This is a genomic window from Stenotrophomonas sp. SbOxS2, from assembly GCF_013416715.1.
Classification (GTDB): Bacteria; Pseudomonadota; Gammaproteobacteria; order Xanthomonadales; family Xanthomonadaceae; genus Stenotrophomonas; species Stenotrophomonas lactitubi.
The window spans coordinates 1-25449 of record NZ_JAAVXD010000001.1; the positions used below are offsets into that span (position 1 = coordinate 1).

34 protein-coding genes and 1 pseudogene are annotated in these 25449 nt (G+C 63.7%); 31 read left to right on the forward strand and 4 right to left on the reverse strand.

What is annotated here, in order from left to right:
- From tuf to HFK18_RS00145, 29 genes and pseudogenes are all read left to right on the forward strand, one after another.
- Nucleotides 1–240 (forward strand): annotated as a pseudogene (gene tuf / locus HFK18_RS00005) (elongation factor Tu); the annotation flags it as partial.
- 333 nt (nucleotides 241–573) lie between these two features.
- The gene (gene rpsJ, locus HFK18_RS00010; protein ID WP_010341589.1) at nucleotides 574–885 is read left to right on the forward strand and encodes a 30S ribosomal protein S10; all 312 of its coding nucleotides are present in this window, start codon (nucleotides 574–576) and stop codon (nucleotides 883–885) included.
- A gap of 11 nt (nucleotides 886–896) precedes the next feature.
- Nucleotides 897–1547 carry a 50S ribosomal protein L3 gene (rplC, locus tag HFK18_RS00015; RefSeq protein WP_049470484.1) on the forward strand — a complete coding sequence of 217 codons (651 nt, stop codon included), beginning with the start codon at nucleotides 897–899 and terminating at the stop codon, nucleotides 1545–1547.
- 12 nt (nucleotides 1548–1559) lie between these two features.
- Nucleotides 1560–2165 carry a 50S ribosomal protein L4 gene (gene rplD / locus HFK18_RS00020; protein WP_025879302.1) on the forward strand — a complete coding sequence of 202 codons (606 nt, stop codon included), beginning with the start codon at nucleotides 1560–1562 and terminating at the stop codon, nucleotides 2163–2165.
- On the forward strand, nucleotides 2162–2461 hold the full coding sequence (gene rplW / locus HFK18_RS00025; protein ID WP_025879303.1) for a 50S ribosomal protein L23: 300 nt from the start codon (nucleotides 2162–2164) through the stop codon (nucleotides 2459–2461). Before rplD ends, rplW begins: the two co-directional genes overlap by 4 nt.
- A gap of 10 nt (nucleotides 2462–2471) precedes the next feature.
- Nucleotides 2472–3299 (forward strand): 50S ribosomal protein L2, encoded by an 828-nt coding sequence (gene rplB, locus HFK18_RS00030; RefSeq protein WP_099819139.1) that lies wholly within the window; start codon nucleotides 2472–2474, stop codon nucleotides 3297–3299.
- Nucleotides 3300–3305: 6 nt separating this feature from the next.
- Nucleotides 3306–3575 carry a 30S ribosomal protein S19 gene (gene rpsS, locus HFK18_RS00035; RefSeq protein WP_004145340.1) on the forward strand — a complete coding sequence of 90 codons (270 nt, stop codon included), beginning with the start codon at nucleotides 3306–3308 and terminating at the stop codon, nucleotides 3573–3575.
- Nucleotides 3576–3587: 12 nt separating this feature from the next.
- A complete protein-coding gene (gene rplV, locus HFK18_RS00040; protein WP_004145348.1) occupies nucleotides 3588–3923 on the forward strand; it encodes a 50S ribosomal protein L22 in 336 nt (111 codons plus the stop codon).
- A gap of 18 nt (nucleotides 3924–3941) precedes the next feature.
- Nucleotides 3942–4676 carry a 30S ribosomal protein S3 gene (rpsC, locus tag HFK18_RS00045; protein ID WP_005415414.1) on the forward strand — a complete coding sequence of 245 codons (735 nt, stop codon included), beginning with the start codon at nucleotides 3942–3944 and terminating at the stop codon, nucleotides 4674–4676.
- A 5-nt stretch (nucleotides 4677–4681) separates the two neighbouring features.
- Nucleotides 4682–5095 (forward strand): 50S ribosomal protein L16, encoded by a 414-nt coding sequence (gene rplP, locus HFK18_RS00050; RefSeq protein ID WP_025879305.1) that lies wholly within the window; start codon nucleotides 4682–4684, stop codon nucleotides 5093–5095.
- Entirely contained in the window at nucleotides 5095–5280 is a 186-nt protein-coding gene (rpmC, locus tag HFK18_RS00055; protein ID WP_025879306.1) for a 50S ribosomal protein L29, read from the forward strand. The genes rplP and rpmC overlap by 1 nt, the downstream gene beginning before the upstream one ends.
- An 11-nt stretch (nucleotides 5281–5291) precedes the next feature.
- A complete protein-coding gene (gene rpsQ / locus HFK18_RS00060; protein WP_004145355.1) occupies nucleotides 5292–5561 on the forward strand; it encodes a 30S ribosomal protein S17 in 270 nt (89 codons plus the stop codon).
- 12 nt (nucleotides 5562–5573) lie between these two features.
- Nucleotides 5574–5942, forward strand: coding sequence for a 50S ribosomal protein L14 (gene rplN / locus HFK18_RS00065; RefSeq protein WP_025879307.1), 369 nt, complete (start codon nucleotides 5574–5576; stop codon nucleotides 5940–5942).
- Between the two features lie 16 nt (nucleotides 5943–5958).
- The gene (gene rplX, locus HFK18_RS00070) at nucleotides 5959–6276 is read left to right on the forward strand and encodes a 50S ribosomal protein L24 (RefSeq protein WP_025879308.1); all 318 of its coding nucleotides are present in this window, start codon (nucleotides 5959–5961) and stop codon (nucleotides 6274–6276) included.
- Between the two features lie 11 nt (nucleotides 6277–6287).
- On the forward strand, nucleotides 6288–6830 hold the full coding sequence (gene rplE, locus HFK18_RS00075; protein ID WP_025879309.1) for a 50S ribosomal protein L5: 543 nt from the start codon (nucleotides 6288–6290) through the stop codon (nucleotides 6828–6830).
- Between the two features lie 18 nt (nucleotides 6831–6848).
- Entirely contained in the window at nucleotides 6849–7154 is a 306-nt protein-coding gene (gene rpsN, locus HFK18_RS00080) for a 30S ribosomal protein S14 (RefSeq protein ID WP_032977438.1), read from the forward strand.
- A gap of 231 nt (nucleotides 7155–7385) precedes the next feature.
- The gene (gene rpsH, locus HFK18_RS00085; RefSeq protein ID WP_025879311.1) at nucleotides 7386–7784 is read left to right on the forward strand and encodes a 30S ribosomal protein S8; all 399 of its coding nucleotides are present in this window, start codon (nucleotides 7386–7388) and stop codon (nucleotides 7782–7784) included.
- Between the two features lie 17 nt (nucleotides 7785–7801).
- The gene (gene rplF / locus HFK18_RS00090; RefSeq protein WP_089239003.1) at nucleotides 7802–8326 is read left to right on the forward strand and encodes a 50S ribosomal protein L6; all 525 of its coding nucleotides are present in this window, start codon (nucleotides 7802–7804) and stop codon (nucleotides 8324–8326) included.
- 86 nt (nucleotides 8327–8412) lie between these two features.
- The gene (gene rplR / locus HFK18_RS00095; protein WP_099819141.1) at nucleotides 8413–8766 is read left to right on the forward strand and encodes a 50S ribosomal protein L18; all 354 of its coding nucleotides are present in this window, start codon (nucleotides 8413–8415) and stop codon (nucleotides 8764–8766) included.
- Between the two features lie 161 nt (nucleotides 8767–8927).
- Complete coding sequence (rpsE, locus tag HFK18_RS00100; protein WP_025879314.1) at nucleotides 8928–9470, forward strand: 30S ribosomal protein S5; 543 nt, start codon at nucleotides 8928–8930, stop codon at nucleotides 9468–9470.
- Complete coding sequence (rpmD, locus tag HFK18_RS00105) at nucleotides 9463–9654, forward strand: 50S ribosomal protein L30 (protein WP_038690275.1); 192 nt, start codon at nucleotides 9463–9465, stop codon at nucleotides 9652–9654. The genes rpsE and rpmD overlap by 8 nt, the downstream gene beginning before the upstream one ends.
- Before the next feature lie 4 nt (nucleotides 9655–9658).
- A complete protein-coding gene (gene rplO, locus HFK18_RS00110) occupies nucleotides 9659–10102 on the forward strand; it encodes a 50S ribosomal protein L15 (RefSeq protein WP_089239007.1) in 444 nt (147 codons plus the stop codon).
- Between the two features lie 7 nt (nucleotides 10103–10109).
- Nucleotides 10110–11477, forward strand: a complete 1368-nt coding sequence (gene secY, locus HFK18_RS00115) for a preprotein translocase subunit SecY (RefSeq protein ID WP_025879317.1) — start codon at nucleotides 10110–10112, stop codon at nucleotides 11475–11477.
- 345 nt (nucleotides 11478–11822) lie between these two features.
- The gene (rpsM, locus tag HFK18_RS00120) at nucleotides 11823–12179 is read left to right on the forward strand and encodes a 30S ribosomal protein S13 (RefSeq protein WP_025879318.1); all 357 of its coding nucleotides are present in this window, start codon (nucleotides 11823–11825) and stop codon (nucleotides 12177–12179) included.
- 11 nt (nucleotides 12180–12190) lie between these two features.
- Nucleotides 12191–12580 carry a 30S ribosomal protein S11 gene (gene rpsK / locus HFK18_RS00125; protein ID WP_004145443.1) on the forward strand — a complete coding sequence of 130 codons (390 nt, stop codon included), beginning with the start codon at nucleotides 12191–12193 and terminating at the stop codon, nucleotides 12578–12580.
- A 15-nt stretch (nucleotides 12581–12595) separates the two neighbouring features.
- Complete coding sequence (gene rpsD, locus HFK18_RS00130) at nucleotides 12596–13225, forward strand: 30S ribosomal protein S4 (protein ID WP_025879319.1); 630 nt, start codon at nucleotides 12596–12598, stop codon at nucleotides 13223–13225.
- Between the two features lie 55 nt (nucleotides 13226–13280).
- Nucleotides 13281–14279, forward strand: coding sequence for a DNA-directed RNA polymerase subunit alpha (rpoA, locus tag HFK18_RS00135; protein ID WP_025879320.1), 999 nt, complete (start codon nucleotides 13281–13283; stop codon nucleotides 14277–14279).
- 197 nt (nucleotides 14280–14476) lie between these two features.
- Nucleotides 14477–14860: a 50S ribosomal protein L17 gene (gene rplQ / locus HFK18_RS00140; protein ID WP_089239009.1), complete on the forward strand. Its 384-nt coding sequence runs from the start codon at nucleotides 14477–14479 to the stop codon at nucleotides 14858–14860.
- A 193-nt stretch (nucleotides 14861–15053) separates the two neighbouring features.
- Entirely contained in the window at nucleotides 15054–15560 is a 507-nt protein-coding gene (locus tag HFK18_RS00145) for a disulfide bond formation protein B (RefSeq protein WP_180163696.1), read from the forward strand.
- 134 nt (nucleotides 15561–15694) lie between these two features.
- Here the strand turns inward: HFK18_RS00145 and HFK18_RS00150 are convergent, their stop codons facing one another.
- Complete coding sequence (locus tag HFK18_RS00150; RefSeq protein WP_180163697.1) at nucleotides 15695–17821, reverse strand: TonB-dependent receptor; 2127 nt, start codon at nucleotides 17819–17821, stop codon at nucleotides 15695–15697.
- A gap of 223 nt (nucleotides 17822–18044) precedes the next feature.
- Between HFK18_RS00150 and HFK18_RS00155 the strand changes: the two genes are divergently transcribed.
- Together HFK18_RS00155 and HFK18_RS00160 are read left to right on the forward strand one after the other, a co-directional pair.
- Nucleotides 18045–19436 carry a 3-deoxy-7-phosphoheptulonate synthase class II gene (locus tag HFK18_RS00155; RefSeq protein ID WP_025879324.1) on the forward strand — a complete coding sequence of 464 codons (1392 nt, stop codon included), beginning with the start codon at nucleotides 18045–18047 and terminating at the stop codon, nucleotides 19434–19436.
- A 626-nt stretch (nucleotides 19437–20062) separates the two neighbouring features.
- A complete protein-coding gene (locus tag HFK18_RS00160; protein WP_180163698.1) occupies nucleotides 20063–21205 on the forward strand; it encodes a mechanosensitive ion channel family protein in 1143 nt (380 codons plus the stop codon).
- Between the two features lie 75 nt (nucleotides 21206–21280).
- Here HFK18_RS00160 and HFK18_RS00165 read toward each other — a convergent pair whose 3' ends face one another.
- The 3 genes from HFK18_RS00165 to typA are packed head-to-tail and all read right to left on the reverse strand — an operon-like array spanning nucleotide 21281 to nucleotide 25271.
- Nucleotides 21281–22903, reverse strand: coding sequence for an amidase (locus HFK18_RS00165; RefSeq protein ID WP_180163699.1), 1623 nt, complete (start codon nucleotides 22901–22903; stop codon nucleotides 21281–21283).
- A 41-nt stretch (nucleotides 22904–22944) separates the two neighbouring features.
- Complete coding sequence (locus HFK18_RS00170) at nucleotides 22945–23412, reverse strand: DUF2127 domain-containing protein (RefSeq protein WP_025879438.1); 468 nt, start codon at nucleotides 23410–23412, stop codon at nucleotides 22945–22947.
- 11 nt (nucleotides 23413–23423) lie between these two features.
- A complete protein-coding gene (gene typA, locus HFK18_RS00175) occupies nucleotides 23424–25271 on the reverse strand; it encodes a translational GTPase TypA (RefSeq protein ID WP_025879437.1) in 1848 nt (615 codons plus the stop codon).
- Between the last annotated feature and the right edge of the window lie 178 nt (nucleotides 25272–25449).

Consider the following 25449-nt stretch of genomic DNA (forward strand, 5'->3'; position numbering starts at 1 on the left):
GAGGGCGGCCGTCACACCCCGTTCTTCAAGGGCTACCGTCCGCAGTTCTACTTCCGTACTACCGACATCACCGGTGCGGTCGAGCTGCCGGAAGGCGTCGAGATGGTGATGCCGGGCGACAACATCAAGATGGTTGTCACCCTGATCAACCCGGTCGCCATGGACGCCGGTCTGCGCTTCGCAATCCGCGAAGGTGGCCGTACCGTCGGTGCTGGCGTGGTTGCCACCATCCTCGAGTAATCTGCTAGACTCTGCGCCCCGATGTTGCCTGGGTAGGGCATCGGGGCGTATCAAACGGGAAAGTAGGCACAGGATGTGCCTTGTGTTCCCCGGACCAGGAAGGGTCAATGCCATTCAGGCGGCGTCAACAGGAGACTGTTGACAGCTGCCTTGCGTGCCATTATGCTTCTCCGTCTGGGCAGGCCGGTTTCATGGGTCTGCCTATGCATTTGGGGTCTACGGATTGACCTTGTCGGCCTGCGGGAATGCGGGCCGTCTGTATTCAGGGATTTCATGGGGCAAAGCAACCCAGAGGCTTTGTCTGTCGCTCTTTTATCGAAGGAACCTACCGCCATGGCGGACCAAAAGATCCGGATCCGGCTGAAAGCGTTCGATCATCGTCTGATCGACCGTTCGGCCAGCGAGATCGTTGAGACGGCGAAGCGGACCGGCGCGCAAGTGCGTGGCCCGATCCCGCTGCCGACCAAGATCGAGCGTTACACCATCCTCGTCTCCCCGCACGTCGACAAGGACGCGCGTGACCAGTACGAGACCCGCACGCACAAGCGCGTGCTCGATATCGTTGACCCGAATGACAAGACCGTGGACGCGCTGATGAAGCTCGAACTGGCTGCCGGCGTCGACGTTCAGATCAAGTTGACCTGAGGACTACGACCATGACGAAGAAATATTCGTTGGGCTTCGTGGGCCGCAAGGCTGGCATGAGCCGCGTGTTCACCGAAGATGGCCGTTCCATCCCGGTGACCCTGATCGAAGCAACCCCCAACCGCATCGCGCAGATCAAGACCGTCGAAGCTGACGGCTACAGCGCCGTGCAGGTGACCGTCGGCGCGCGTCGCGCTGCCCTGGTCAACAAGCCGGAAGCCGGCCACTTCGCCAAGGCGAAGGTGGAAGCGGGTCGTGGCCTGTGGGAATTCCGCGTTGAAGACGCCCAGCTCGGCGATTTCGCCGTTGGCGGCGAAGTCAAGGCGGACATCTTTGAAGTCGGCCAGATCGTCGACGTCCAGGGTGTCACCAAGGGTAAGGGCTTCCAGGGCACCATCAAGCGCTACAACTTCCGCATGGGTGACGCTACCCACGGCAACTCGCTGTCGCATCGCGCGCCGGGTTCGCTGGGTCAGCGCCAGACGCCCGGCCGCGTGTTCCCGGGCAAGAAGATGTCCGGTCACATGGGTTCGGTGCAGCAGAGCACCCAGAACCTGGAAGTTGTCAAGGTCGACGTCGAGCGCGGTCTGATCGCAGTTCGCGGCGCCGTTCCGGGCGCGGCGGGTGGCGACGTGATCGTCCGTCCGGCGAGCAAGGCATAAGGAGAGATGACGATGGAACTCGTTATCACGGGTAGCAATAACAAGGTCTCGGTCTCCGACGCCGTGTTCGGTCGCGATTTCAGCGAAGATCTGGTTCACCAGGTCGTCGTTGCTTACCGCAACGCCGGTCGCGCCGGCACCAAGGCGCAGAAGACTCGCTCCGAAGTGGCAGGTACCACCAAGAAGTCGAAGAAGCAGAAGGGCGGCGGCGCGCGTCATGGCGCACTGACGGCTCCGATCTTCGTCGGCGGCGGTGTCACCTTCGCGGCAAAGCCGCGCAGCTTCGAGCAGAAGGTCAATCGTAAGCAGTACCGTGCCGCCATGTGCGCGATCCTGTCCGAGCTGAACCGTCAGGGCCGTCTGACCATCGTGGAGTCCTTCGATGTCGAAGCGACCAACACGAAGGCTCTGATCGCCAAGCTGGCCGGCCTGGAAGTGGGCAAGCGCCCGCTGATCGTCACTGAAGAAGCCTCCGAGCACCTGTACCTGTCGGCGCGCAACATTCCCTACGTGGAAGTGCGTGACGTCCAGGGCCTGGATCCGGTGTCGCTGGTCGGTGCCGACACGGTCGTCATCACCGCTGACGCGGTCAAGAAGGTCGAGGAGTGGCTGGCATGAACAGCAACGAAAAAATCTTCAGCGTGCTGCTCGCCCCGCGTGTCTCCGAAAAGACCGCGCGCCTGCAGGAACTCTCCAATCAGTACGTCTTCGAAATTTCGAACGAAGCCACCAAGGCCGATGTAAAGGCCGCGGTTGAGCAGCTGTTCGACGTCAAGGTCGAAGCAGTCAACGTGGTCAACGTCAAGGGCAAGAACAAGTCCTTCCGTAACCGTGCTGGCCGCCGCGGCGATTGGCGCAAGGCGTACGTTCGCCTGGCCGACGGCCAGTCGATCGATGTAACGGCCAAGGCCTGAGGTACATCCCATGCCATTGATGAAATTCAAGCCCACTTCTCCCGGTCGCCGTTCGGCCGTGCGCGTGGTTACTCCCGACCTGTACAAGGGCGCTCCGCATGCCCCGCTGGTCGAGTCGCAGAGCCGTTCGGGTGGTCGCAACCACCACGGCCGCATCACCGTGCGTCACGTCGGTGGTGGCCACAAGCAGCACTACCGCCTGATTGACTTCAAGCGCAACAAGCTGGGCATCCCGGCGCGCGTGGAACGCATCGAATACGATCCGAACCGCACCGCCCACATCGCCCTGCTGTGCTACGTCGACGGCGAGCGCCGCTACATCATCGCCCCGAAGGGTCTGAAGGCTGGTGATCAGGTGATCGCTGGTTCGGATGCTCCGATCAAGGCGGGCAACACCCTGCCGCTGCGCAACATCCCGGTCGGTACCACCATCCACTGCATCGAGCTGAAGCCGGGCAAGGGCGCTCAGATCGCCCGCGCTGCCGGTGCTGCCGTGCAGCTGGTTGCTCGTGAAGGCATCTACGCCACCCTGCGCCTGCGCTCGGGTGAAATGCGCAAGGTTCCGGTCGAGTGCTGCGCGACCATCGGCGAAGTCGGCAACGACGAGCACAGCCTGGAAAAGCTGGGCAAGGCCGGTGCCAAGCGCTGGCGCGGCGTCCGCCCGACCGTTCGTGGTGCTGCCATGAACCCGGTTGACCACCCGCACGGTGGTGGTGAGGCGAAGGCCGGCCAGGGTAACCCGCATCCGGTCACCCCGTGGGGTGTTCCGACCAAGGGTTACAAGACGCGCCATAACAAGCGCACTCAGCAGTTCATCGTCCGCGATCGTAGGGGCTAATCGACCATGGCACGTTCACTCAAGAAGGGCCCGTTTGTCGATCACCACCTGGTTGCTAAGGTGGCTGCCGCTGCGGGTAGCAAGCGTCCGATCAAGACCTGGTCGCGTCGTTCGATGATCCTGCCTGACATGGTAGGCGTCACCATTGCCGTGCATAACGGCAAGAACCACATCCCGGTTCTCGTCAACGAGAACATGGTCGGCCACAAGCTCGGCGAATTTGCCATCACCCGGACCTTCAAGGGTCACGGTGGTGACAAGAAGTCGGGCAAGTAAGGAGAGATGACAATGGAAGCGAAAGCCATCCTGCGCACCGCGCGCATCTCCCCGCAGAAGGCACGTCTGGTCGCTGACCAGGTGCGCGGTCTGCCGGCCGAGCGTGCCGTCAACCTGCTGAAGTTCTCGGACAAGAAGGCTGCCCACCTGATCAAGAAGGTGGTGGAGTCGGCTATTGCAAATGCCGAGAACAACCAGGGCGCCGACGTCGACGAGCTGAAGGTTCAGACCATCATGGTAGATGAAGGTCCGACCCTGAAGCGTTTCATGGCGCGGGCGAAAGGCCGCGGTACCCGCATCCTCAAGCGCACCAGCCACATCACTGTGGTTGTGGGCGCCGCCAAGTAAGCGGATAAGGAAAAGACCATGGGTCATAAAGTTCATCCGATTGGTATCCGCCTCGGCATTTCCAAGGACTGGAACTCCAAGTGGTACGCCAACAAGGCCGAGTTCGCTGGTTACCTGGCAGCCGACCTGAAAGTGCGCGACATGCTGCGCAAGAAGCTGGCTCAGGCCGGCATCAGCAAGATCCTGATCGAGCGTCCGGCCAAGACCGCTCGCGTGACGATCCACACCGCCCGTCCGGGCGTGGTGATCGGCAAGCGCGGTGAGGACATCGAGAAGCTGCGCAAGGAAGTGAGCGAGATGATGGGCGTCCCGGCGCACATCAACGTCACCGAAGTGCGCAAGCCCGAGCTGGACGCACAGCTGGTTGCCGAATCGATCGCGCAGCAGCTGGAGCGTCGCATCATGTTCCGCCGTGCAATGAAGCGCTCGGTCGGCAACGCGATGCGCCTGGGTGCCCTGGGCATCAAGGTCAACGTCGGTGGCCGCCTCAACGGTGCAGAAATCGCCCGTTCGGAGTGGTACCGCGAAGGCCGCGTGCCGCTGCACACGCTGCGTGCCGACATCGACTATGGCTTCGCTGAAGCCAAGACGACCTACGGCATCATCGGCATCAAGGTCTGGATCTACAAGGGCGAGGTCTTCGATTTCTCCCAGGTTGGCCAGGAAAAGCAGGACGACACCCCGTCGCGCAACGATCGTCATGATCGCGGCGACCGCGGTGACCGTCAGCGCCCGGCTCGTGAAGCGAGGTAACGACAATGTTGCAACCCAAGCGAACCAAGTACCGCAAGGTGCACAAGGGCCGTAACGAAGGCCTCAGCTGGAGCGCAAACGCTGTCAGCTTTGGCGAGTACGGCCTGAAGGCAACCGCCCACGGTCAGCTGACCGCGCGTCAGATCGAAGCGGCTCGCCGTTCGATCAGCCGCTACGTGAAGCGCGGCGGCAAGATGTGGATCCGAGTGTTCCCCGACAAGCCCATCACCAAGAAGCCCATCGAAGTTCGAATGGGTTCGGGTAAGGGCAACGTGGAATACTGGGTGGCCCAGATCCAGCCCGGCCGCATGATCTATGAAATCGAGGGTGTTACCGAGGAAGTGGCACGCGAGGCGTTCCGCCTGGCCGCTGCCAAGCTCTCGGTCACCACCACTTTCGTGACCCGGACGGTGCGCTGATGGATATCAAAACTCTCCGTGAAAAGTCGGCTGACGACCTCAAGGCCCACCTGATCGACCTGCGTAAGGAACAGTTCTCTGTCCGTATGCAGCAGGTCACCGGCCAGCTGCCGAAGACACACGACATCCGCCGGGTGCGTCGCGAAATTGCTCGCGTCAAGACCCTGCTCGGCAGCACGAAGTAAGGATGGCCGCTATGAGCGACAATACTGAAAACAAAGCGCTGCGCACGGTCGAAGGCCGTGTCGTCAGCAACAAGATGGACAAGACGGTTACCGTCCTGGTCGAGCGTCAGGTCAAGCACGCACTGTACGGCAAGTACATCAAGCGCTCGACGAAGCTGCACGCCCACGATGCCGACAACGCCTGCAAGGAAGGCGATGTCGTCCGCGTGACCGAGATTGCTCCGATGTCCAAGACCAAGAACTGGCGCGTGGTGGAAGTCATCACGCGTGCGGCTGAATAAGGAGTCTGAATCATGATCCAGATGCAGAGCTACCTTGACGTCGCCGACAATTCTGGTGCCAAGCGAGTGATGTGCTTCAAGGTGCTGGGTGGTTCCAAGCGCCGTTACGCCGGCATCGGCGACATCATCAAGGTCACCGTGAAGGATGCGATTCCGCGCGGCAAGGTCAAGAAGGGTGAAGTGTATGACGCCGTCGTGGTGCGTACCCGCAAGGGTGTGCGTCGCGCCGACGGCTCGCTGATCCGCTTCGACGGCAACGCTGCCGTTCTGCTTAACAACAAGCAGGAGCCGATCGGGACCCGTATCTTCGGGCCGGTGACTCGTGAACTTCGTTCGGAGAAGTTCATGAAGATCGTCTCGCTCGCTCCCGAAGTGCTGTGAGCGACAGGAGATAATCATGGCTAACCGTATCAAGAAGGGCGACCAGGTTGTCGTCAACGCCGGCAAGGACAAGGGTAAGCAGGGCGAAGTCGTCCGCGTCGATGGCGACCGTCTGGTCGTCGCCAACGTGAACATCGTCAAGCGCCACACCAAGCCGAACCCGCAGGCAGGTGTTGCCGGCGGCGTGGTCGAGCGTGAAGCGTCGATCCATATCTCCAACGTGAATGTGCTGAACCCGGCTTCGGGCAAGGGCGAGCGCGTTGGCTTCAAGGTGCTGGAGGATGGACGCAAACTGCGTGTGTTCCGCTCCAGCGGTGAGGCGCTCGACGCCTGAGGAATGAGAAGATGACTTCCCGTCTCGAAAAGTTTTACAAGGAAGAAGTGGTGCCGGCGCTGATGAAGCAGTTCGGTTACACCAATTCCATGCAGGTGCCGAAGCTGGTCAAAGTCACCCTGAACATGGGTGTCGGCGAAGCGGCCACCAACAAGAAGATCCTGGAAAACGCCGTTGGCGACATGACCAAGATCTCGGGCCAGAAGCCGATCGTCACCAAGTCGCGTATCTCGGTGGCATCGTTCAAGATCCGTGATGGTTGGCCGATCGGCTGCAAGACCACGCTGCGTCGCCACAAGATGTACGAGTTCCTGGACCGCCTGATCAACATCTCGCTGCCGCGCGTGCGCGACTTCCGTGGTGTTTCCGGTCGTTCCTTCGACGGTCGCGGCAACTTCAACATGGGTGTGAAGGAACAGATCATCTTCCCGGAAATCGACTTCGACGCTGTCGACGCGATCCGCGGTATGGATATCGCCATCACCACCACTGCGAAGACCGACGCGGAAGCGAAGGCGCTGCTGGCAGCGTTCAAGTTCCCGTTCCGTAACTGATTCGTCGAGGAAACCGAAATGGCAAAGACCTCCATGGTCAACCGCGACATCAAGCGGAAGAAGCTGGCTGAAAAGTTCGCTGTCAAGCGTGCTGCTCTGAAGAAGATCGTGTCCTCCCCGGACGCGAGCTACGAAGAGAAGATCGAGGCCGCCACCAAGTTGTCGAAGCTGCCGCGCGATTCGTCGCCGAGCCGCCACCGCAACCGTTGCGAACTGTCTGGCCGCCCGCGTGGCGTGTACAGCAAGTTCGGCCTGGGTCGCAACAAGCTGCGTGAAGCCACCATGCGTGGCGACGTTCCGGGCCTGCGCAAGGCCAGCTGGTAATACCAGCCGGTCCTGCCAGCGAGGGCGCCTTCGGGGGCCCTCGCAGCCGGGGAGGGGGAGTGTTCAGCTTTCCCTCTGCAAAAAACCGAAGAGCCCGACGCAAGTCGGGCTCTTTTGGCGTATACTCCCGCGTCTTGCTCTGCGCAGTGCGTAGGGGAGGGGGCCTGGCCCGTTTCCAGGAGACAACAGATTTTCGCGAAAGCGGATATCGGTGCACTCAAAGGTACTCATATGAGCATGACTGATCCCATCGCCGACCTGCTGGTCCGCATCAAGAATGCGGCAGCGGTTGGCAAGCAGACGGTGAAAGCCCCGTCGTCCAAGATCAAGGTTGCGATCGCCCAGGTCCTGAAGGACGAGGGTTACATCGCCGACCTGCGCGTGACCGCGCTCGAGAACAACAAGTCCGAGCTGGAAATCGTGCTGAAGTATTTCGAAGGCAAGCCGGTCATCGCGACCCTGAAGCGCTTCTCGCGTTCGGGCCTGCGCCAGTACCGCGGCAAGAGCGAACTGCCGAAGGTCATGAACGGCCTGGGCATTTCCATCATTTCCACTTCCAAGGGCATCATGACTGATGCGCAGGCGCGCCAGTTGGGCGTCGGCGGCGAAGTCCTGTGCTTCGTGGCCTAAGGCGAAAGGAGTAGACCATGTCCCGTGTAGCCAAGAAGCCGATCGACCTGGGTAAGGTTGAACTGAACGTCCAGAACGACAACGTCATCGCCAAGGGCCCGAAGGGCACCCTGTCGCTGGCCAAGCCGGCTGGTATCAACATCAATGTCGAAAACGGCGTTGCCACCCTGAGCACCGACAACGTGGACCTGATCCCGCTGACCGGTACCGTCCGCGCCATCCTGTCCAACATGGTCAAGGGTGTTTCCGAAGGCTTCGAGCGCAAGCTGGAGCTGGTCGGCGTGGGTTACCGTGCTGCGATGCAGGGCAAGGACCTCAGCCTTTCGCTGGGCTACTCGCACCCGATCGTGTTCGTGGCGCCGGAAGGCATCACCATCACCACCCCGACCCAGACCGAAATCCTGGTGCAGGGCGCTGACAAGCAGGCCGTCGGTGAAGCTGCCGCCAAGATCCGTGCGTTCCGCAAGCCGGAGCCGTACAAGGGCAAGGGCGTGAAGTACTCCGACGAAGTCATCATCCGTAAGGAAGCCAAGAAGGCGTAAGCGCGAGTCCCTCGCAAGAGCCCGCACATCCATGTGCGGACTTTCCAGGGAAAAGCCCAACCTTCAGCTTTCAAGGAAAACACATCATGAACAAGAACATCGCCCGCCTGCGTCGCGCCAAGTCGACCCGTGCCCACATCCGTGTGCTCGGTGTGGCCCGCCTGTCGGTGCTGCGCACCGGCCAGCACCTGTACGCACAGGTCTTCACCGCTGACGGCTCGAAGGTGCTGGCTGCTGCCAACACCACCCAGGCCGACGTCAAGGAAGGCCTGAAGAACGGCAAGAACGCTGATGCCGCCGCCAAGGTTGGCCGCATCGTCGCTGAGCGCGCCAAGGCCGCCGGCGTCGAGAAGGTTGCCTTCGATCGTTCGGGTTACCGTTACCACGGCCGCATCAAGGCCCTGGCTGACGCTGCCCGCGAAGCCGGCCTGCAGTTCTAAGGGATCAGGGCAGGGGGCTTCGGCCCCCATGTCCGCCTGCTCGCCAGCCTGAGTGAGGCTGGGCGGCGCCGCTCTTCTGCAGCGGCCCACCGCAACAACGCACCACTCCACAACCATAAGCGGCCTCGAGCCGTACATAACCCAACAACCAAGGAATAAACATGGCAGAAGAACGTCAGCAGCGGGGTCGCGATCGCGACCGTAACCGCGAAGAGAAAGTCGACGACGGCATGATCGAAAAGCTGGTCGCGGTCAACCGCGTCAGCAAGACCGTCAAGGGTGGCCGTCAGTTCACCTTCACCGCCCTGACTGTTGTCGGCGACGGCGAAGGCAAGGTCGGTTTTGGTTATGGCAAGGCCCGCGAAGTGCCGGTCGCCATCCAGAAGTCGATGGAGCAGGCTCGCAAGAACCAGGTCACCGTCGATCTGAACAACGGCACCCTGTGGCACACCATCAAGGATGGTCACGGCGCAGCGCGCGTGTTCATGCAGCCGGCTTCCGAAGGTACCGGCGTCATTGCCGGTGGTGCCATGCGCGCCGTGCTGGAAGCAGTGGGCGTGAAGAACGTGCTGGCCAAGGCCACCGGTTCGCGCAACCCGATCAACCTGGTGCGTGCCACCGTGAAGGGCCTGACTGCAGCGCAGTCGCCGGCTCGTATCGCGGCCAAGCGCGGCAAGAAGGTGGAGGATCTCAACCATGGCTAATGACACCACCAAGACCGTCAAGGTCCGTCTGGTTCGCGGCCTGCGTGGTGCCCAGGCGCGTCATCGCCTGTCGGTGCGTGCGCTGGGTCTGGGCAAGCTGAACGATGTGCGTGAACTGAAGGACAGCCCGCAGGTTCGCGGCCTGATCAACAAGGTCCACTACCTCGTCAAGGTTGAGGAATAATCCAATGACCATGCATCTGAATGAATTGAGCCCGGCACCGGGCGCCCGCAAGGAACGTACCCGCGTCGGTCGCGGTATCGGTTCCGGCCTGGGCAAGACCTGCGGCCGCGGCCACAAGGGTTCGTTCGCCCGTAAGGGTGGCGGCAAGATCAAGGCTGGCTTCGAAGGCGGCCAGACCCCCATGCAGCGTCGTCTGCCGAAGATCGGCTTCCGTTCGCCGATCGCCAAGGACACCGCTGAAGTGCTGCTGTACCAGCTGGACAAGCTGCCGGCCGGCGAGATCGACTTCGCTGCCCTGCGTGCTGCCAAGCTGGTCCCGAGCACTGCCAAGAAGGCCAAGGTCGTCGTCAAGGGCGAAGTGACCAAGGCGTTCACCCTGAAGGGTGTTGCTGCCACGGCTGGTGCCAAGGCTGCGATCGAAGCTGCCGGCGGCAGCGTAACGGAGTAAGAGAATCATGGCGCAAGCTGGCATCGGTAACCTCGCGGGCGGAATGGGCAAGTTCACTGAACTTCGCCAACGTTTGCTGTTCGTCGTCGGGGCTTTGATCGTCTATCGCATCGGCTGCTACGTGCCGGTGCCGGGCGTCAATCCCGATGCCATGCTTGCCATGATGCAACAGCAGGGCGGCGGCATCGTGGACATGTTCAACATGTTCTCGGGCGGCGCCCTGCACCGTTTCAGCATTTTCGCGCTGAACGTGATGCCGTACATCTCGGCATCGATCGTGATGCAGCTGGCTGTGCACATCTTCCCCGCCTTGAAGGCGATGCAGAAGGAAGGTGAGTCCGGCCGCCGCAAGATCACCCAGTATTCGCGTATCGGCGCCGTGCTGCTCGCAGTGGTGCAGGGCGGTTCGATCGCGCTGGCGCTGCAGGGCCAGGTGTCGCCGACCGGCGCACCGGTCGTGTACATGCCGGGCATGGGCTTCGTGCTCACTGCCGTGGTCGCACTGACCGCCGGCACCATGTTCCTGATGTGGGTTGGTGAGCAGGTGACCGAGCGCGGCATCGGCAACGGTGTCTCGCTGATCATCTTCGCCGGTATCGTGGCGGGCCTGCCGGGTGCGGTCATCCACACCTTCGACGCCTACCGCGACGGCAACATCCAGTTCATCCAGCTGCTGCTGATCGCCATCGTCGTGCTCGCCTTCACCTTCTTCGTGGTGTTCGTCGAACGCGGCCAGCGCCGGATCACGGTGAACTACGCGCGCCGCCAGGGCGGTCGCAACGCGTACATGAACCAGACCTCGTTCCTGCCGCTGAAGCTGAACATGGCCGGCGTCATCCCGGCGATTTTCGCCTCGAGCCTGCTGGCCTTCCCGGCCACCCTGGCCATGTGGTCCGGCCAGGCGGCCAACCAGAGCACCTTTGGCCAGACCCTGCAGAAGGTCGCCAATGCCCTGGGTCCGGGCGAGCCGCTGCACATGATCGTGTTCGCTGCGCTGATCACCGGTTTCGCGTTCTTCTATACCGCGCTGGTGTTCAACTCGCAGGAAACCGCCGACAACCTGAAGAAGTCGGGCGCGCTGATTCCGGGCATCCGTCCGGGCAAGGCCACCGCCGACTACATCGACGGCGTGCTGACCCGACTGACTGCTGCCGGTTCGGCCTACCTGGTGATCGTCTGCCTGCTGCCGGAACTGATGCGCACGCAGTTGAATGCCTCGTTCTACTTCGGCGGTACTTCGCTGTTGATCGTGGTGGTGGTGGTGATGGACTTCATCGCCCAGGTGCAGGCGCACCTGATGTCCCACCAGTACGAGAGCCTGCTGAAAAAGGCCAACCTGAAGGGCGGCAACCGCGGTGGTTTTGCTCGCGGCTGATTAGCCTGTTATACTTTCGTCTTCCTGACGTGATGGTCCTCCGCTTCGCGGACTCTGGCCACACAAACGAAGGGCGGCCCCGCAGCGGTTCCGGGTGGGGGTGTGATGAGGTGGTCCCGCGCTGGAGTAGCGCGGGCGGCCCGGGAGGCAACTCCAGGTCCAACCCCATCCGGCGCCGGAGCCTGGGCACACTCCCCGGGCCGAGTTCATGAAACCTCTGGTTTCACGGGCTTCCAAGTAAACCGGAACCTTGTTAGTATCACTGGTTCACTTTTTTGATCCATCCTGCCGGATCGGCGTGCCTTGAGCGCGCTGTCGGCCATCACTCAGCTGGAGAACCGCGTCATGGCGCGTATTGCAGGCGTCAACCTGCCAGCCCAGAAGCATGTCTGGGTCGGGTTGCAAAGCATTTACGGCATCGGCCGTACCCGTTCGAAGAAGGTCTGCGAAGTCGCAGGCGTCACTTCGACCACCAAGATCCGCGATCTGTCGGAGCCGGAAATCGAGCGCCTGCGCGCCGAAGTCGGCAAGTACATCGTGGAAGGCGATCTGCGCCGTGAAATCGGTATCGCGATCAAGCGCCTGATGGACCTGGGCTGCTACCGCGGCCTGCGTCACCGTCGCGGTCTGCCGCTGCGTGGCCAGCGCACCCGTACCAACGCCCGCACCCGCAAGGGCCCGCGCAAGGCGATCAGGAAGTAAGGGACATATAAATGGCTAAGCCTGCTGCTAAGACCAAGAAGAAGATCAAGCGCGTCGTCACCGACGGCGTTGCCCACGTCCACGCTTCGTTCAACAACACCATCGTGACCATCACCGACCGTCAGGGCAACGCTCTGTCGTGGGCGACCTCCGGTGGCGCTGGCTTCCGCGGTTCGCGCAAGTCGACCCCGTTCGCAGCCCAGGTGGCTGCCGAAAAGGCCGGTCGTGCTGCGCTGGACTACGGCGTGAAGTCGCTGGAAGTCCGCATCAAGGGTCCGGGTCCGGGCCGTGAGTCGGCCGTGCGTTCGTTGAACAACGTCGGCTACAAGATCACCAACATCATCGACGTGACGCCTATCCCGCACAACGGGTGCCGTCCGCCGAAGAAGCGTCGCGTCTAAAGGGAGCGATAAGAAATGGCTCGTTATATCGGTCCTACCTGTAAGCTCGCCCGTCGCGAAGGCGCCGACCTGTCCCTGAAGAGCCCGGCGCGTGCGCTGGACTCCAAGTGCAAGTTGGAGCAGAAGCCCGGCCAGCATGGCGCCACTGCCCGTAAGGGCAAGCTGTCCGACTACGCTACCCAGCTGCGTGAAAAGCAGAAGGTCAAGCGTATCTACGGTCTGCTGGAGCGTCAGTTCCGCAACTACTACAAGAAGGCCTCGACCAAGAAGGGCAACACCGGCGAGAACCTCCTGCAGCTGCTGGAAACCCGCCTGGACAACGTTGTCTACCGCATGGGCTTCGCCGTGACCCGTCCGGCTGCCCGTCAGCTGGTGTCGCACCGCGGCGTCACCGTGAATGGCAAGTCGGTCAACCTGGCCTCGTACCAGGTCAAGGCTGGCGACGCCATCGCCCTGTCTGAAAAGGCTGCCAAGCAGCTGCGCGTCCAGGAAGCCCTGACCGTCGCCGCCCAGCATGACCTGAGCCCGTCGTGGGTTGAAGTGGATTCCGGCAAGTTCTCCGGCATCTTCAAGGCTGTTCCGGATCGTTCGGATCTGCCTGCAGACATCAACGAAGCGCTGATCGTCGAGCTGTATTCGAAGTAATTCACATTGGAGAGCCCCCGGCGACGGCCGGGGGTTCACTAGGAGAACCCGCAACATGACGGTTACCGCCAACCAGGTTCTGCGTCCTCGCGGTCCGCAGATCGAACGCATTACCGACACCCGTGCAAAGGTCGTTATCGAACCTTTGGAGCGGGGTTACGGGCATACGCTGGGTAATGCCCTGCGTCGCGTGCTGCTGTCGTCCATCCCGGGCTTCGCCATCACGGAAGTCGAAATCGACGGCGTGTTGCACGAGTACACCACGGTCGAAGGTCTGCAGGAGGACGTGCTGGAAGTCCTGCTGAACCTGAAGGACGTGGCCATCCGTATGCACTCTGGCGACAACGCGACTCTGTCCCTGTCCAAGCAGGGTCCGGGCGTTGTCACCGCTGCCGACATCAAGGTCGACCACAATGTGGAGATCTTGAACGGCGACCACGTGATCTGCCACCTGACCAAGGACACGGCAGTGAACATGCGTCTGAAGATCGAACGTGGTTTCGGCTATCAGCCGGCTGCTGCGCGTCGTCGTCCGGACGAAGAAACCCGTGCCATCGGCCGTCTGGTCCTGGATGCCTCGTTCTCGCCGGTCCGCCGTGTCGCCTATGCCGTGGAAGCGGCTCGTGTCGAACAGCGCACCGATCTGGACAAGCTGGTCATCGATATCGAGACCAACGGCACCATCGACGCCGAAGAAGCAGTGCGTACCGCTGCCGACATCCTCAGCGATCAGCTGTCGGTGTTCGGTGACTTCACCCACCGCGACCGCGGTGCGGCGAAGCCGGCCAACAACGGCGTGGATCCGGTGCTGCTGCGCCCGATCGACGATCTGGAGCTGACCGTGCGTTCGGCCAACTGCCTGAAGGCCGAGAGCATCTACTACATCGGCGATCTGATCCAGAAGACCGAAGTCGAGCTGCTGAAGACCCCGAACCTGGGTAAGAAGTCGCTCACCGAGATCAAGGAAGTGCTGGCCCAGCGTGGCCTGTCGCTCGGCATGAAGCTGGAGAACTGGCCGCCGGCCGGCGTCGCCAGCCACGGCATGCTGGGCTGATACAGCCTTTCTGCAAGACTGCATGGCCCCGTCGGCAACGACGGGGCCATTGCACCAAGGCAATACCGCCACGACGAACGAAGGTTCGCGGGCAGGTCGTCCAGGACGGATGGCCAGGACCAACCGCAGTCCGAGCAGCAGCGCCAGGAAGGCGACAACGATCAGCAAAGCCACATCATTAACCAAGGAATATCACCATGCGTCACCAGAAATCCGGCCGTAAGTTCAGCCGTACCAGCGCCCACCGCGAAGCGATGTTCAAGAACATGGCCGCCTCGCTGTTCAAGCACGAGCTGATCAAGACCACCCTGCCGAAGGCCAAGGAACTGCGCCGCGTCGCCGAGCCGCTGATCACCCTGGCCAAGGTCGACTCCGTCGCCAACCGTCGTCTGGCCTTCGCCCGCCTGCGCGACAACGAAGCCGTCGGCAACCTGTTCACCATCCTGGGCCCGCGCTACGCGACCCGTCCGGGCGGCTACCTGCGCCTGCTGAAGTGCGGCTTCCGCGCTGGCGACAACGCGCCGATGGCCTACGTCGAACTGGTTGACCGTCCGGTCGTGGCTGAAGCCGTCGAAGAATAATCGACGCGCGACACCCGTCATTCGGTGAAGAACCCGGCCTCGTGCCGGGTTTTTCCGTTTCTGCGGGGTCAGAGCCCTTTGCATCCGCAAAGGGATCCGACCCCGCACCGTTCCGACGGGCGCGACGTTGTGGCGGTTCGAACGGCGCGCAGTCTCGGTTACGCTTGCGGTCCGTACTACACGAGCGTTGCCGATGAATCCTCTGCGCTGGCCTTTCCGCGCCCAGTTCCTGCTGGGCTTCCTGATCTGCGCGGGCCTGCTGGGCTACGCCATCTTCCTGCAGTTGAAGATGGGCCTGGAGCCGTGTCCGCTGTGCATCTTCCAGCGCCTGGTGTTCGTCGCCCTGGGCCTGCTGTTCCTGATCGGCGCCCTGCATGGTCCGTCCAACCGTCCGGGGCGGGCGACCTACGGCATCCTCGCGTTCATCGCTGCTGCCGTGGGCGTGGGCATCGCCGCACGCCACGTCTACGTGCAGATGCTGCCGCCGGAGATGGGTGCAACCTGTGGCCCGCCGCTGGCCTTCCTGCGCGAAACCATGGGGCCGCTGGAAGTGTTCCGTACCGTGCTGACCGGCACCGGCAACTGCGGCAACATCGACTGGACCTTCCTCGGTCTGACCATGCCGATGTGGTCGGGCGTGTGGTTCGTGCTGCTGGCGCTGTGGGCGTTGGTTGTGTCGCTGCGCAAGGTCAAGCGCTGAGCCAGCCTGGAGCCACGCATGGCGTGGCTCTACTGCATATCGGCAGCCACGCATGGCGTGGCTCTACTGGGTTCCGGTAGCAACCCTGAGGGCGGTGCAGTCCCCTGCAATGCCGGCCAGCGGCCGGCACCACCTTAGAAATCCTGCTGCAGGCTCAGATAGGCGCCGCGACGCGGCCCCCATTGCGGCGCGAACACGCCGATGCCGCCGCCATCGCGCAGCTGGTAGCTGCGGTCCAGCGTGTTGAGCACGGCCAGCTGCACATGCAGCGGATGGCCGCTGTCGGCGTTGAAGTCATGCGCGGCGCTGAGATTGACCTGCAGGTACGACGGCAGCTCGCCGCCATTGGGCACGCCCTCGATGTCCGAACGCAGGCCGCTGCCGTACACGTAGTTCGCGCCCACCCGGTTATGGCCAGCGAACGCGTAGCTGACGCCGCCGGAAGAGGTCAGCTTCTGGTCGTGGTCCAGATGGATCCAGTTCTGCTGCACGTAGGCCAATGCATCCGGATCGAGGTTGTACTGGCTGGTGATGACCTGGGTGCCCATCGCCTTGTTGTAGGCGGCGTTGAAGTACGCACTGATCGGCCCGTTGCTGTAGTCGGCGCTGAACTCCAGGCCGTGGATGTGGCCGCGCCGATAGTTGAAGGTGGAATAGATGTAGGCGGCGCCGAACTGGCCTTCGTCCTGCAGGCGCGAGACGCGGCGGTCGTAGGCATCCAGGCCGAGGGTGAGGTGCTCGCCGACCTGCTGTGACACGCCGATGTCGTAGTAGTCACTGCGCTCGGACAACGGCGTGTTGCTGCCACCGGCGGGTTGCTGGTTGCTGGTGCCGTCGAACAGGGCCAGATCGCTGCCGGCAACCAGTTCGCTGGCGGGCGGGGTGAAGTAGCGCGAGTAGCCGGCATGCACCGTGGTGCTGTCGCTGGCATTCCAGACCACGCCCAGGCGCGGGCTGAGCTGGCCCTCGGTGTGGCCGAACGCCTTGAAGCGGTCGCCGCGCAGGCCGTAGTTGACGGTCCAGTCATCGCCTATCCGCCACTCATCCTGCACGTACAGTGCGGCTGTGCTGGCGTGGAAGGCGTTGCGGTCCGGGATCAGCTGCGGCGTGGTGCTTGTCTGCCGGCCATCGGCATCGACCGGGAAGACCCAGCTGCTGTTGTTGGCCGCGGCGTGTTCGTAGTTGCCATACAGGCCATAGCGCAGGGTGTGTTTGTCGCCCAGCGGTGTGGAGAAATCGGCCTGCAGGGTGTTGGCGCGGTTGCTGCGCTGGACCTGCGAGGCGACGCCACTGAACACCAGGTCGCCGACAATGTCCGGGTTGAAGGCCACGTCGCTGTAGCGCTGGCCGGCCGACAGCTGGTACGCGGTCTGGCCCAGCGTGCCCTGCAGCACCAGCATGCCGAAGCGGGTGGTTTCGCGCTGGGTTTCGTCCAGCTGGCTGGAATCGAAGGTGGTGGTGTCCAGGTAACCGAACTGCGGGGTCTGCCCCGGGTTGACCGGAATCTGGAAGCGGTTGTTGGCGAAGCCGGCGAACACGCTCAGGCGGGTGTTGTCGTTGACCAGATAGGTCAGGTCGGCAAAGGCCTTCCCTTGGTGGGTATCGTCATGCAGCGGCTTGCGTGAGTTGGTGGGGTTCTCCAGCCCGACTTCGTTCTGATCGTAGTTGCCGGTCAGGAACCAGCTCCAGCGGCCCTGGTTGCCCCACCAGGAGGCATTCGGGTTGACCTTGCCGAACGAGCCGGCGGTGATGCCGGCGCTGCCGCCGTTGCCCAGCTCGGCCCCGCTGCGGGTCGTGATATCGACCACCGCGGCGGTGCGTTCACCGAACTGGGCCGGCAGGGCACCATCCATCAGGCGGATGCTCTTGATGGTGCGGGCATCCAGGGTCTGGCCGAAGCCGGAGATCGATTCGGGCAGCAGTACGCCGTTGATGCGGTACTGCAGGTTGGCGTGGTCGCCGCGCACGTGCACGCCGCCGTAGGAGTCCTGGACCACGCCCGGGGCCTGCAGCAGCACCTGGCTGAGCGGGGCGGAGGCGCCCAGCGGCTGCTTCTGGATGTCCTCGGCGGTGATCTGGTACTGGCTGCTGCCGATGTCCGGGGACAGGGCGTTGCGGGCCTGGTCGAGCTGGGCGCTGACGGTGACCACGTCGAGGTTCTTGACCGCAGCCGCGCTGGAATCAGTGTCGGCGGCAAGTACGGGTTGGCTGGCCAGGATCAGGGCGAAGGTGATGGCGGTGGTGAGCAGGGAGGGCTTCATGGGAAATGGGCAGGGAAGAGGGAAGGGGCCGGTCCATGAGGGAGTGTTACTCCGTAACAACTGCGTGCCGATCATGCGCCTGTCCCGCGGCGGCGACCATGCCGTTTCTGGCCGATCACGCGGCCCCTTTCCACGCCGTTCAGGCAGTCGTGGCGGTGCCTGGCCCTTTGCGTCAGCGGCTGGCTCTGCGACCATGACCGCCCCCCACCCCCGGATGTCCGTGATGAGCCTGTCCGCCGTTCCGCCCGCCCCCGATCCTGCCGCCATCGCTGCTGGTGCTGCCTGGTCACCGGAGAGCTGGCGGGGCAAGACCGCGCTGCAGATGCCGACCTATCCCGATCCGGTGGCACTGGATGCGGCGCTGCACGAGTTGAAGCGGCTGCCGCCGCTGGTGACCTCGTGGGAGATCCTGGCGCTGAAGCAGCAGCTGGCCGACGCCCAGGAAGGCAAGCGTTTCCTGCTGCAGGGTGGCGACTGCGCGGAGAATTTCAGCGACTGCGAATCGGGCACGATTTCCAACCGGTTGAAGGTGCTGCTGCAGATGAGCCTGGTGCTGGTGCACGGCCTGCGTCAGCCGGTGATCCGCGTCGGCCGATTTGCGGGGCAGTACGCCAAGCCGCGTTCGGCCGATACCGAGACCCGCGACGGCGTGACCCTGCCCAGCTACCGCGGCGATGTCATCAATGCGCCGGCCTTCACCGAGGCGGCGCGGCTGCCCGATCCGAAGCGGATGCTGCAGGCCCACGCGCATTCGGCGATGACGATGAACTTCGTGCGCGCGCTGATCGATGGCGGCTTCGCCGACCTGCACCATCCCGAATACTGGAATCTGGAATGGGTAAGCCATTCGCCGTTGGCCGCCGAGTACCAGAAGATGGTCGCCTCGATCGGCGATGCCGTGCACTTCATGGAGACCCTGGCCGGGGCCCGCGTGCACAACCTCAACCGCATCGATTTCTACACCTCGCATGAAGCGCTGCTGTTGCCCTACGAGCAGGCGCTGACCCGGCAGGTGCCGCGCCAGCAGGGCTGGTTGAACCTGAGCACGCACTATCCGTGGATCGGCATGCGTACCGCCGCGCTGGATGGCGCACACGTGGAGTACCTGCGTGGCGTGCGCAACCCGATCGCGATCAAGGTAGGCCCGTCGGTGACGCCGGACCAGTTGCTGCGCCTGATCGATGTGCTCAATCCGGATGACGAGCCGGGCCGCCTGAGCTTCATCCACCGCATGGGTGCGGCGCAGATTGCGCAGAAGCTGCCGCCGCTGCTGGATGCGGTCAAGCGCGATGGTCGTCGCGTGCTGTGGGTGTGCGATGCGATGCACGGCAACACCGAAAGCACCGCCAATGGCTTCAAGACGCGGCGCTTCGACAATGTACGTGGTGAGGTCGAGATGTCGTTCGACCTGCACGCGGCCGCAGGCACCCGCCTGGGGGGCGTGCATCTGGAACTGACCGGTGAGGATGTGACCGAATGCACCGGCGGTGCGCGCGAGTTGACCGAGCGTGACCTGGAACGTGCGTATCGTTCGACTGTCGATCCGCGTCTGAACTACGAACAGTCGCTGGAGATTGCGATGGCGATCGTGCGCAAGCAGGAGCAGGTACGGTAAAAGGTGTTTCGGCAGGGCTGCGCCCTGCACCTGCCGAGGCCACTGCCAGAGCAACGGCAACAGCAAGAGCGCTATCCGTGTGTTGGCGGGGCGGTGTCGGAGTGCGGGGACGCCGCAAGTACGTCCCTGTAGGCTTGGCAGCCGCATCCATGCGGCTGACACCCCGCACTCCGACACCGCCCCACCTCTGACGGATTCCTGCGGCTGTTGGTAGGTGTCGACCTTGGTCGACACAAGTAGATCCACGCCATGCGTGGATGACTCCATCGGAATCGACTATTTCGATATCGGAACGAATTGAGCCGAGCATTGCTCGGCTCCACAGAATTGCCGGCAGATCGCGGAAAGCTGTTGAAGGCGGCGTGGGTCCGGTTGCGGGAGTGTCAGCGGCATGGATGCCGCGGCCAAGCCCCCAGGGATGGGTTTACGGCGTCTCCCGCAACCGGACCCACCCCGCCATCCCGCAGGAAATCCGCTTCTGCTTCGGCTGTTGTTGTTGCTCCAGCTTGCAGCAGGTGCAGGGCTGCAAGCCCTGCCGACCAACACCCTCCTTACGAACGACTGACGTGACGCTCATGCGCTATGCGCGAGGCTGTCCGCTTGGTGTTCGAGTGGAGGTGGCAACGGTGCACTGGGAAAGCGCACAGGCCTATGCATGGCCGTTGGGATTGGCAGTGTTGGTGGGTGGCATCGGCGCGTGGTTGATCCTGTGGATCTACCATCGGCTGAAAGGACGTGATCGTCGCCGCGCGCGCATCGGTCGTGTGCTCGGGCTGCCGATGGCCACGGCATGGCCGTTGCTGCTGCTGATTCCCGCGTTGCAATCCACACCGCTGCCGGAACACGCGCTTGATCAACTGCTGCGCGTGCTGCACATCGGCTTGACCGCCTGCTTCATCTGGCTGCTGGTGCGCGGCGTTGCTGCGGGTGAGCGGGCGATCCTGCGCAGCCATCCGATTGATGTCTCGGACAACCTCGAAGCGCGCCGCATCCAGACCCAGACGCGGGTGCTCAGCCGCGTGCTGATGGGCGGCATCATCGTGCTCGGTGCTTCGCTGGTGCTGTTGACCTTTCCGATGGTGCAGAAGATCGGCACCGCACTGCTGGCGTCGGCCGGCCTGATCGGCCTGGTGGCGGGTATCGCTGCCAAACCGGTGTTCGGCAATCTGATCGCCGGCCTGCAGATCGCGGTGACACAGCCGATCCGGCTCGACGACGTGGTGATCGTCGAAGGCGAATGGGGGCGCGTCGAGGAAATCGGCAGCAGTTATGTGGTGGTGCGCATCTGGGATGAGCGGCGGATGGTGGTGCCGCTGACATGGTTCATCGAGCATCCGTTCCAGAACTGGACGCGACGCAGTGCCGACCTGCTGGGAACGGCTTTCCTGTGGCTGGACTACCGTGCGCCGATCGCGGCGATACGTGCCGAGCTGGAACGCATCTGCCAGGGCCAGCCGCTGTGGGATGGACGGGTGTGCGTGACCCAGGTGACCGAGACCAGTGAGCGTGCGATCCAGGTGCGGCTGCTGGTCAGTGCGCGCAGTTCCGGTGATGCGTTCGACCTGCGCTGCCTGGTGCGCGAGCGCATGCTGGATTTCCTCGCGCGCGAGCATCCGCAATCGCTGCCGCAGGTGCGCGCGCGCCTGCAGCGGGACGATGAGCTGGATATGCCGCGGATGCGGCGTGCAGGCAGCGCCGATGTGCGCTCGCCGGGTGCGGAGGACGGTGAGGCGGCGATCGCGCCGGTGGAGCCGGATCCAGAACGGTAGCGCCGGGCCATGCCCGGCGAGCGCAGCGGTGACCCTCAGGCCGCCGGGCATGGCCCGGCGCTACCAAGAGCCAGCTCACGGATCGCCGGATTCGATCAGGGTGTCGGTATCGAAGCGCGGCGGACGCCGGGCGCGCGTGCGCTGCTCATACGCGTAGGCCATCTCGATCAGCTTCGGTTCGCTCCACGCCGTGCCCATGAACAGCAGCCCCGCCGGCAGGCCATCGATCTGGCCCATCGGCACGCTCAGGCTGGGGTAGCCGGCGACGGCGGCGACACTGTAGCTCTCGCCGGGGAAGTCATCGCCTGTGCTGCGCAGGGGCCAGGCCACGCCGGTCGTCGGTGCGACCAGCGCGTCGAGCTTCTGCGATGCCAGCACGGCGTCGATGCCCTCCGGGCCCGCCAGTCGCCGCGCATCGCTGCGCGCGCGGATGTAGACGGGATCGCCCAGGCCAGGGGTTGCCTGGGCCTCCTGCAGCAGCTCCTGGCCGAACAGGCCCAGTTCCTGGCCCTTGTGTGCCTCGTTGAAGGCGATCAGCCCGGCCAGGCTGCGCAGTGGCGCCTGGTAGGTGCTGAGGTAGCGCTCCAGTCCCGCCTTGAATTCATACAGCAGGACGATGCGCTCGGCATCAGCCCAGGCGCCCTGGTTGGGCAGTTCCACCGGCACCACCACGGCGCCGGCGCGGCGCAGCTCGGCGACCGCCTGCTCAACCAGCGGCGGCATCCCGCGATACTTCAGCAGTGGTGTCTGCAGCAGGCCGATGCGCTTGCCGCGCAGTCCCTGCGGATCCAGTCGTGCGGTGTAGTCGTAGACCGCGCGGCCGGGCATGGTCGCGGTGGCGGGATCGGCATCATCGCGGCCGGCGATGGCGGTCAGCACGGCGGCGGCGTCGGCGACGCTGCGGGTCATCGGGCCCGCGGTGTCCTGGCTGAAGGAGATCGGGATGATGCCTTCGCGGCTGACCAGGCCGACGGTCGGTTTCAGGCCGACCACACCGTTGATCGCCGCGGGGCAGACGATGCTTCCATCGGTTTCAGTGCCGATGGCCACGCTGACCAGGTTGGCGGCCACGGCTACCGCGCTGCCGCTGCTGGAGCCGCAGGGTGAATGACTGAGGCGGTAGGGATTGCGGGTCTGGCCCCCGCGCGCGCTCCAGCCGGAGATGGAGTCGTTGCCACGGAAGTTGGCCCACTCGCTGAGGTTGGTCTTGCCCAGCACCACCGCGCCCGCTTCGCGCAGGCGTCGCACCAGGTAGGCATCGTCGGGGCGGAAGCCCTGCAGGGCGAGGGAGCCGGCACTGGTGGCCATTGGCGCGGCGTTGATGTTGTCCTTCAGCAGGATCGGGATGCCATGCAGGGGGCCGCGCAGGCGGCCGTTACGGCGCTCGCGATCACGCTCTGCAGCTTCCTTCAGGGCATCCGGATTGAGCTCGATCACCGCGCGCAGACGTGGCCCGGTGCGGTCCAGCGTGGCGATGCGCTTGAGGTAGGCGCCGGTCAGGGTGACGCTGTCGAGCTCACCGGCGACCATCCGCGCCTGCAGGTCGGAGACTTCGGTCTCGGCGTAGGGGAAGGGCATGGTGCTGTTGCCGGGTTCACCGGCATGCGCGGTGGACGCGGCCGGGCTGCAGCCAGCAGCGAGCCCCGCAGGCAACGCGGCGATCAGGAAGGACAGGAGGGGCGGCAAGGACAGGCGCATGGGGCAGCTTCGACGGCTCCGATCCCCAGTGTAGCGGCTGCTCAGCGGCGGCGCTTGCGCAGGTCGCGCGCCAGCACGTAGACCACGATCAGGTTGATCGCCAGCACGGTCCACGAGGCCCAGCCGGGATGGCGGACGATCGCGTAGATGTCGAAGGGCAGGTAGATGGAGGCGGTCAGGCAGCCCAGCCAGGAGGCCCATGCCTTGGCTTTCCACAGACCCCAGGCTTCGACCAGGTGCAGCAGGCCGTAGCCGATCATCGCCGCCGCAGCCAGGTGCACCGCGTCGGGGCTGATCGCATTCAACAGCGAGGGCAGGGTGCCGTGATCCGGGTCCAGGCTGAAACGCCGGATCAGGGCATTGACGCCGTCGCGAAGCGGCTGCGGACCAAGGATTTCCAGTCCGGTAGCCGCCAACAACGCCAGCATCGCCTTGCTCGCTTCGAGCAAGGCGATGACATGGAGGCCCGGATGCCGATGCGGATCCGGGTTGTAGCCGTTCTGGCTCACGGTTCGCTGGATCAGCCGCCGCGCGAGTTCTTCTTGCGGTCGCTTTCGGTCAGGAACTTCTTGCGCAGACGGATCTCCTTCGGGGTGATCTCGACCAGCTCGTCGTCTTCGATGAAGTCCAGGGCCTGTTCCAGCGAGTACTTGATCGCCGGAGTCAGCTGGATCGCATCGTCCTTGCCCGAAGCGCGCATGTTGGTCAGCGGCTTGGTCTTGATCGCGTTGACGGTCAGGTCGTTGTCCTTGGAGTGGATGCCGACCAGCTGACCTTCATACACGTTGTCGCCTTCAGCAGCGAACAGCTTGCCGCGTTCCTGCAGCGGGCCCAGCGAGTAAGCCGGGGTGGTACCCGGGGCATTGGCGATCATCACACCATTGATGCGCTTGGCGATCGCGCCCTGTTCCTTCGGGCCGTAATGGTCGAACACGTGGAACAGCAGGCCCGAACCCTGGGTGAGGGTCTTGAACTCGTTCTGGAAGCCGATCAGGCCACGGGCCGGGATCTGGTACTCCAGGCGCACACGGCCCTTGCCGTCCGATTCCATGTTCTTCAGCTGGCCCTTGCGGGTGCCCAGCTTTTCCATCACGCCGCCCTGGTGGACTTCTTCGATATCCACCACCAGCTGCTCGATCGGCTCCATGGCCTGGCCGTCGATCTGCTTGATGATCACTTCCGGGCGCGACACGGCCAGCTCGTAGCCTTCACGACGCATGTTCTCGATCAGCACCGACAGGTGCAGTTCGCCACGGCCGGAGACCAGGAACTTGTCGGCGTCTTCCAGCTGTTCGACCTTCAGGGCCACGTTGTGGACCTGCTCGCGGTCCAGACGGTCCTTGATCTGGCGGCTGGTCAGGAACTTGCCACCGGACAGGTCCTTGTTGCCGGCGAACGGCGAGTTGTTGACCTGGAAGGTCATCGAGATGGTCGGCTCGTCGACGGTCAGTGCCGGCAGCGCTTCCGGGGTTTCCGGGTGGCACAGGGTGTCGGAGATGGTCAGTTCCGGAATACCGGAGATGGCGACGATGTCGCCGGCTTCGGCGGTGTCCTGCTCGATGCGCTCCAGGCCCAGGAAGCCCAGCACCTGCGCGACCTTGCCGTTGCGCTTCTTGCCTTCACGGTCGATCACCGCGACCTGCATGTTCTTCTTCAGGGTGCCGCGCTGGATGCGGCCGATGCCGATCACGCCCACGAAGTTGTTGTAGTCCAGCTGGCTGATGCGCATCTGGAACGGACCTTCCGGGTCCACTTCCGGCTTCGGTGCGTGCTGCATGATCGCTTCGTACAGCGGGGTCATGTCGCCGTCGCGCACGGTGTCTTCCAGGCCGGCGTAGCCGTTCAGGGCCGAGGCGTAGACGATCGGGAAGTCGAGCTGCTCATTGGTGGCGCCGAGCTTGTCGAACAGGTCGAAGACCTGGTCGATCACCCACTCCGGACGCGAGCCCGGACGGTCGACCTTGTTGACCACGACGATCGGCTTGAAGCCCATCGCGAAGGCCTTCTGGGTGACGAAGCGGGTCTGCGGCATCGGGCCGTCCATCGCGTCGACCAGGATCAGCACGGTGTCGACCATCGACAGCACGCGCTCGACCTCGCCGCCGAAGTCGGCGTGTCCGGGGGTGTCGACGATGTTGATCCGGTTCTTGATACCGGTCTTCTTGTCTTCCCAGGTGATGGCCGTGTTCTTGGCCAGGATGGTGATGCCGCGTTCCTTTTCCTGGTCGTTGCTGTCCATCACGCGCTCGGCGAGGACGGTACGCTCGGACAGGGTGCCGGACTGCTTCAGCAGCTGGTCGACCAGGGTGGTCTTGCCATGGTCGACGTGGGCGACGATGGCGATGTTGCGAAGATTTTCGATGGACATACGAAAGGGGGCCAGTCGGCGCCGGATTTGGAAAAAGAAGTCCAACATTATACGTCGAACTTGACGATTGGCGAAAACCTGGATTTCAGACCTTCCGAGGTCCCCATTCAGCCTGGCTCGCGGCGCTCCCCGTCCGCGGGCTGAAGACCCTGCCTGCGCCGATGGTCGAAGCAGCCCA

Excerpts from the sequence above, each read along its gene's own strand:
- rpsJ (WP_010341589.1), top strand. The coding sequence starts at position 574 with ATGGCGGACCAAAAGATCCGGATCCGGCTGAAAGCGTTCGATCATCGT.
- rplC (WP_049470484.1), top strand. The coding sequence starts at position 897 with ATGACGAAGAAATATTCGTTGGGCTTCGTGGGCCGCAAGGCTGGCATG.
- rplD (WP_025879302.1), top strand. The coding sequence starts at position 1,560 with ATGGAACTCGTTATCACGGGTAGCAATAACAAGGTCTCGGTCTCCGAC.
- rplW (WP_025879303.1), top strand. The coding sequence starts at position 2,162 with ATGAACAGCAACGAAAAAATCTTCAGCGTGCTGCTCGCCCCGCGTGTC.
- rplB (WP_099819139.1), top strand. The coding sequence starts at position 2,472 with ATGCCATTGATGAAATTCAAGCCCACTTCTCCCGGTCGCCGTTCGGCC.
- rpsS (WP_004145340.1), top strand. The coding sequence starts at position 3,306 with ATGGCACGTTCACTCAAGAAGGGCCCGTTTGTCGATCACCACCTGGTT.
- rplV (WP_004145348.1), top strand. The coding sequence starts at position 3,588 with ATGGAAGCGAAAGCCATCCTGCGCACCGCGCGCATCTCCCCGCAGAAG.
- rpsC (WP_005415414.1), top strand. The coding sequence starts at position 3,942 with ATGGGTCATAAAGTTCATCCGATTGGTATCCGCCTCGGCATTTCCAAG.
- rplP (WP_025879305.1), top strand. The coding sequence starts at position 4,682 with ATGTTGCAACCCAAGCGAACCAAGTACCGCAAGGTGCACAAGGGCCGT.
- rpmC (WP_025879306.1), top strand. The coding sequence starts at position 5,095 with ATGGATATCAAAACTCTCCGTGAAAAGTCGGCTGACGACCTCAAGGCC.
- rpsQ (WP_004145355.1), top strand. The coding sequence starts at position 5,292 with ATGAGCGACAATACTGAAAACAAAGCGCTGCGCACGGTCGAAGGCCGT.
- rplN (WP_025879307.1), top strand. The coding sequence starts at position 5,574 with ATGATCCAGATGCAGAGCTACCTTGACGTCGCCGACAATTCTGGTGCC.
- rplX (WP_025879308.1), top strand. The coding sequence starts at position 5,959 with ATGGCTAACCGTATCAAGAAGGGCGACCAGGTTGTCGTCAACGCCGGC.
- rplE (WP_025879309.1), top strand. The coding sequence starts at position 6,288 with ATGACTTCCCGTCTCGAAAAGTTTTACAAGGAAGAAGTGGTGCCGGCG.
- rpsN (WP_032977438.1), top strand. The coding sequence starts at position 6,849 with ATGGCAAAGACCTCCATGGTCAACCGCGACATCAAGCGGAAGAAGCTG.
- rpsH (WP_025879311.1), top strand. The coding sequence starts at position 7,386 with ATGAGCATGACTGATCCCATCGCCGACCTGCTGGTCCGCATCAAGAAT.
- rplF (WP_089239003.1), top strand. The coding sequence starts at position 7,802 with ATGTCCCGTGTAGCCAAGAAGCCGATCGACCTGGGTAAGGTTGAACTG.
- rplR (WP_099819141.1), top strand. The coding sequence starts at position 8,413 with ATGAACAAGAACATCGCCCGCCTGCGTCGCGCCAAGTCGACCCGTGCC.
- rpsE (WP_025879314.1), top strand. The coding sequence starts at position 8,928 with ATGGCAGAAGAACGTCAGCAGCGGGGTCGCGATCGCGACCGTAACCGC.
- rpmD (WP_038690275.1), top strand. The coding sequence starts at position 9,463 with ATGGCTAATGACACCACCAAGACCGTCAAGGTCCGTCTGGTTCGCGGC.
- rplO (WP_089239007.1), top strand. The coding sequence starts at position 9,659 with ATGACCATGCATCTGAATGAATTGAGCCCGGCACCGGGCGCCCGCAAG.
- secY (WP_025879317.1), top strand. The coding sequence starts at position 10,110 with ATGGCGCAAGCTGGCATCGGTAACCTCGCGGGCGGAATGGGCAAGTTC.
- rpsM (WP_025879318.1), top strand. The coding sequence starts at position 11,823 with ATGGCGCGTATTGCAGGCGTCAACCTGCCAGCCCAGAAGCATGTCTGG.
- rpsK (WP_004145443.1), top strand. The coding sequence starts at position 12,191 with ATGGCTAAGCCTGCTGCTAAGACCAAGAAGAAGATCAAGCGCGTCGTC.
- rpsD (WP_025879319.1), top strand. The coding sequence starts at position 12,596 with ATGGCTCGTTATATCGGTCCTACCTGTAAGCTCGCCCGTCGCGAAGGC.
- rpoA (WP_025879320.1), top strand. The coding sequence starts at position 13,281 with ATGACGGTTACCGCCAACCAGGTTCTGCGTCCTCGCGGTCCGCAGATC.
- rplQ (WP_089239009.1), top strand. The coding sequence starts at position 14,477 with ATGCGTCACCAGAAATCCGGCCGTAAGTTCAGCCGTACCAGCGCCCAC.
- HFK18_RS00145 (WP_180163696.1), top strand. The coding sequence starts at position 15,054 with ATGAATCCTCTGCGCTGGCCTTTCCGCGCCCAGTTCCTGCTGGGCTTC.
- HFK18_RS00150 (WP_180163697.1), bottom strand. The coding sequence starts at position 17,821 with ATGAAGCCCTCCCTGCTCACCACCGCCATCACCTTCGCCCTGATCCTG.
- HFK18_RS00155 (WP_025879324.1), top strand. The coding sequence starts at position 18,045 with ATGAGCCTGTCCGCCGTTCCGCCCGCCCCCGATCCTGCCGCCATCGCT.
- HFK18_RS00165 (WP_180163699.1), bottom strand. The coding sequence starts at position 22,903 with ATGCGCCTGTCCTTGCCGCCCCTCCTGTCCTTCCTGATCGCCGCGTTG.
- typA (WP_025879437.1), bottom strand. The coding sequence starts at position 25,271 with ATGTCCATCGAAAATCTTCGCAACATCGCCATCGTCGCCCACGTCGAC.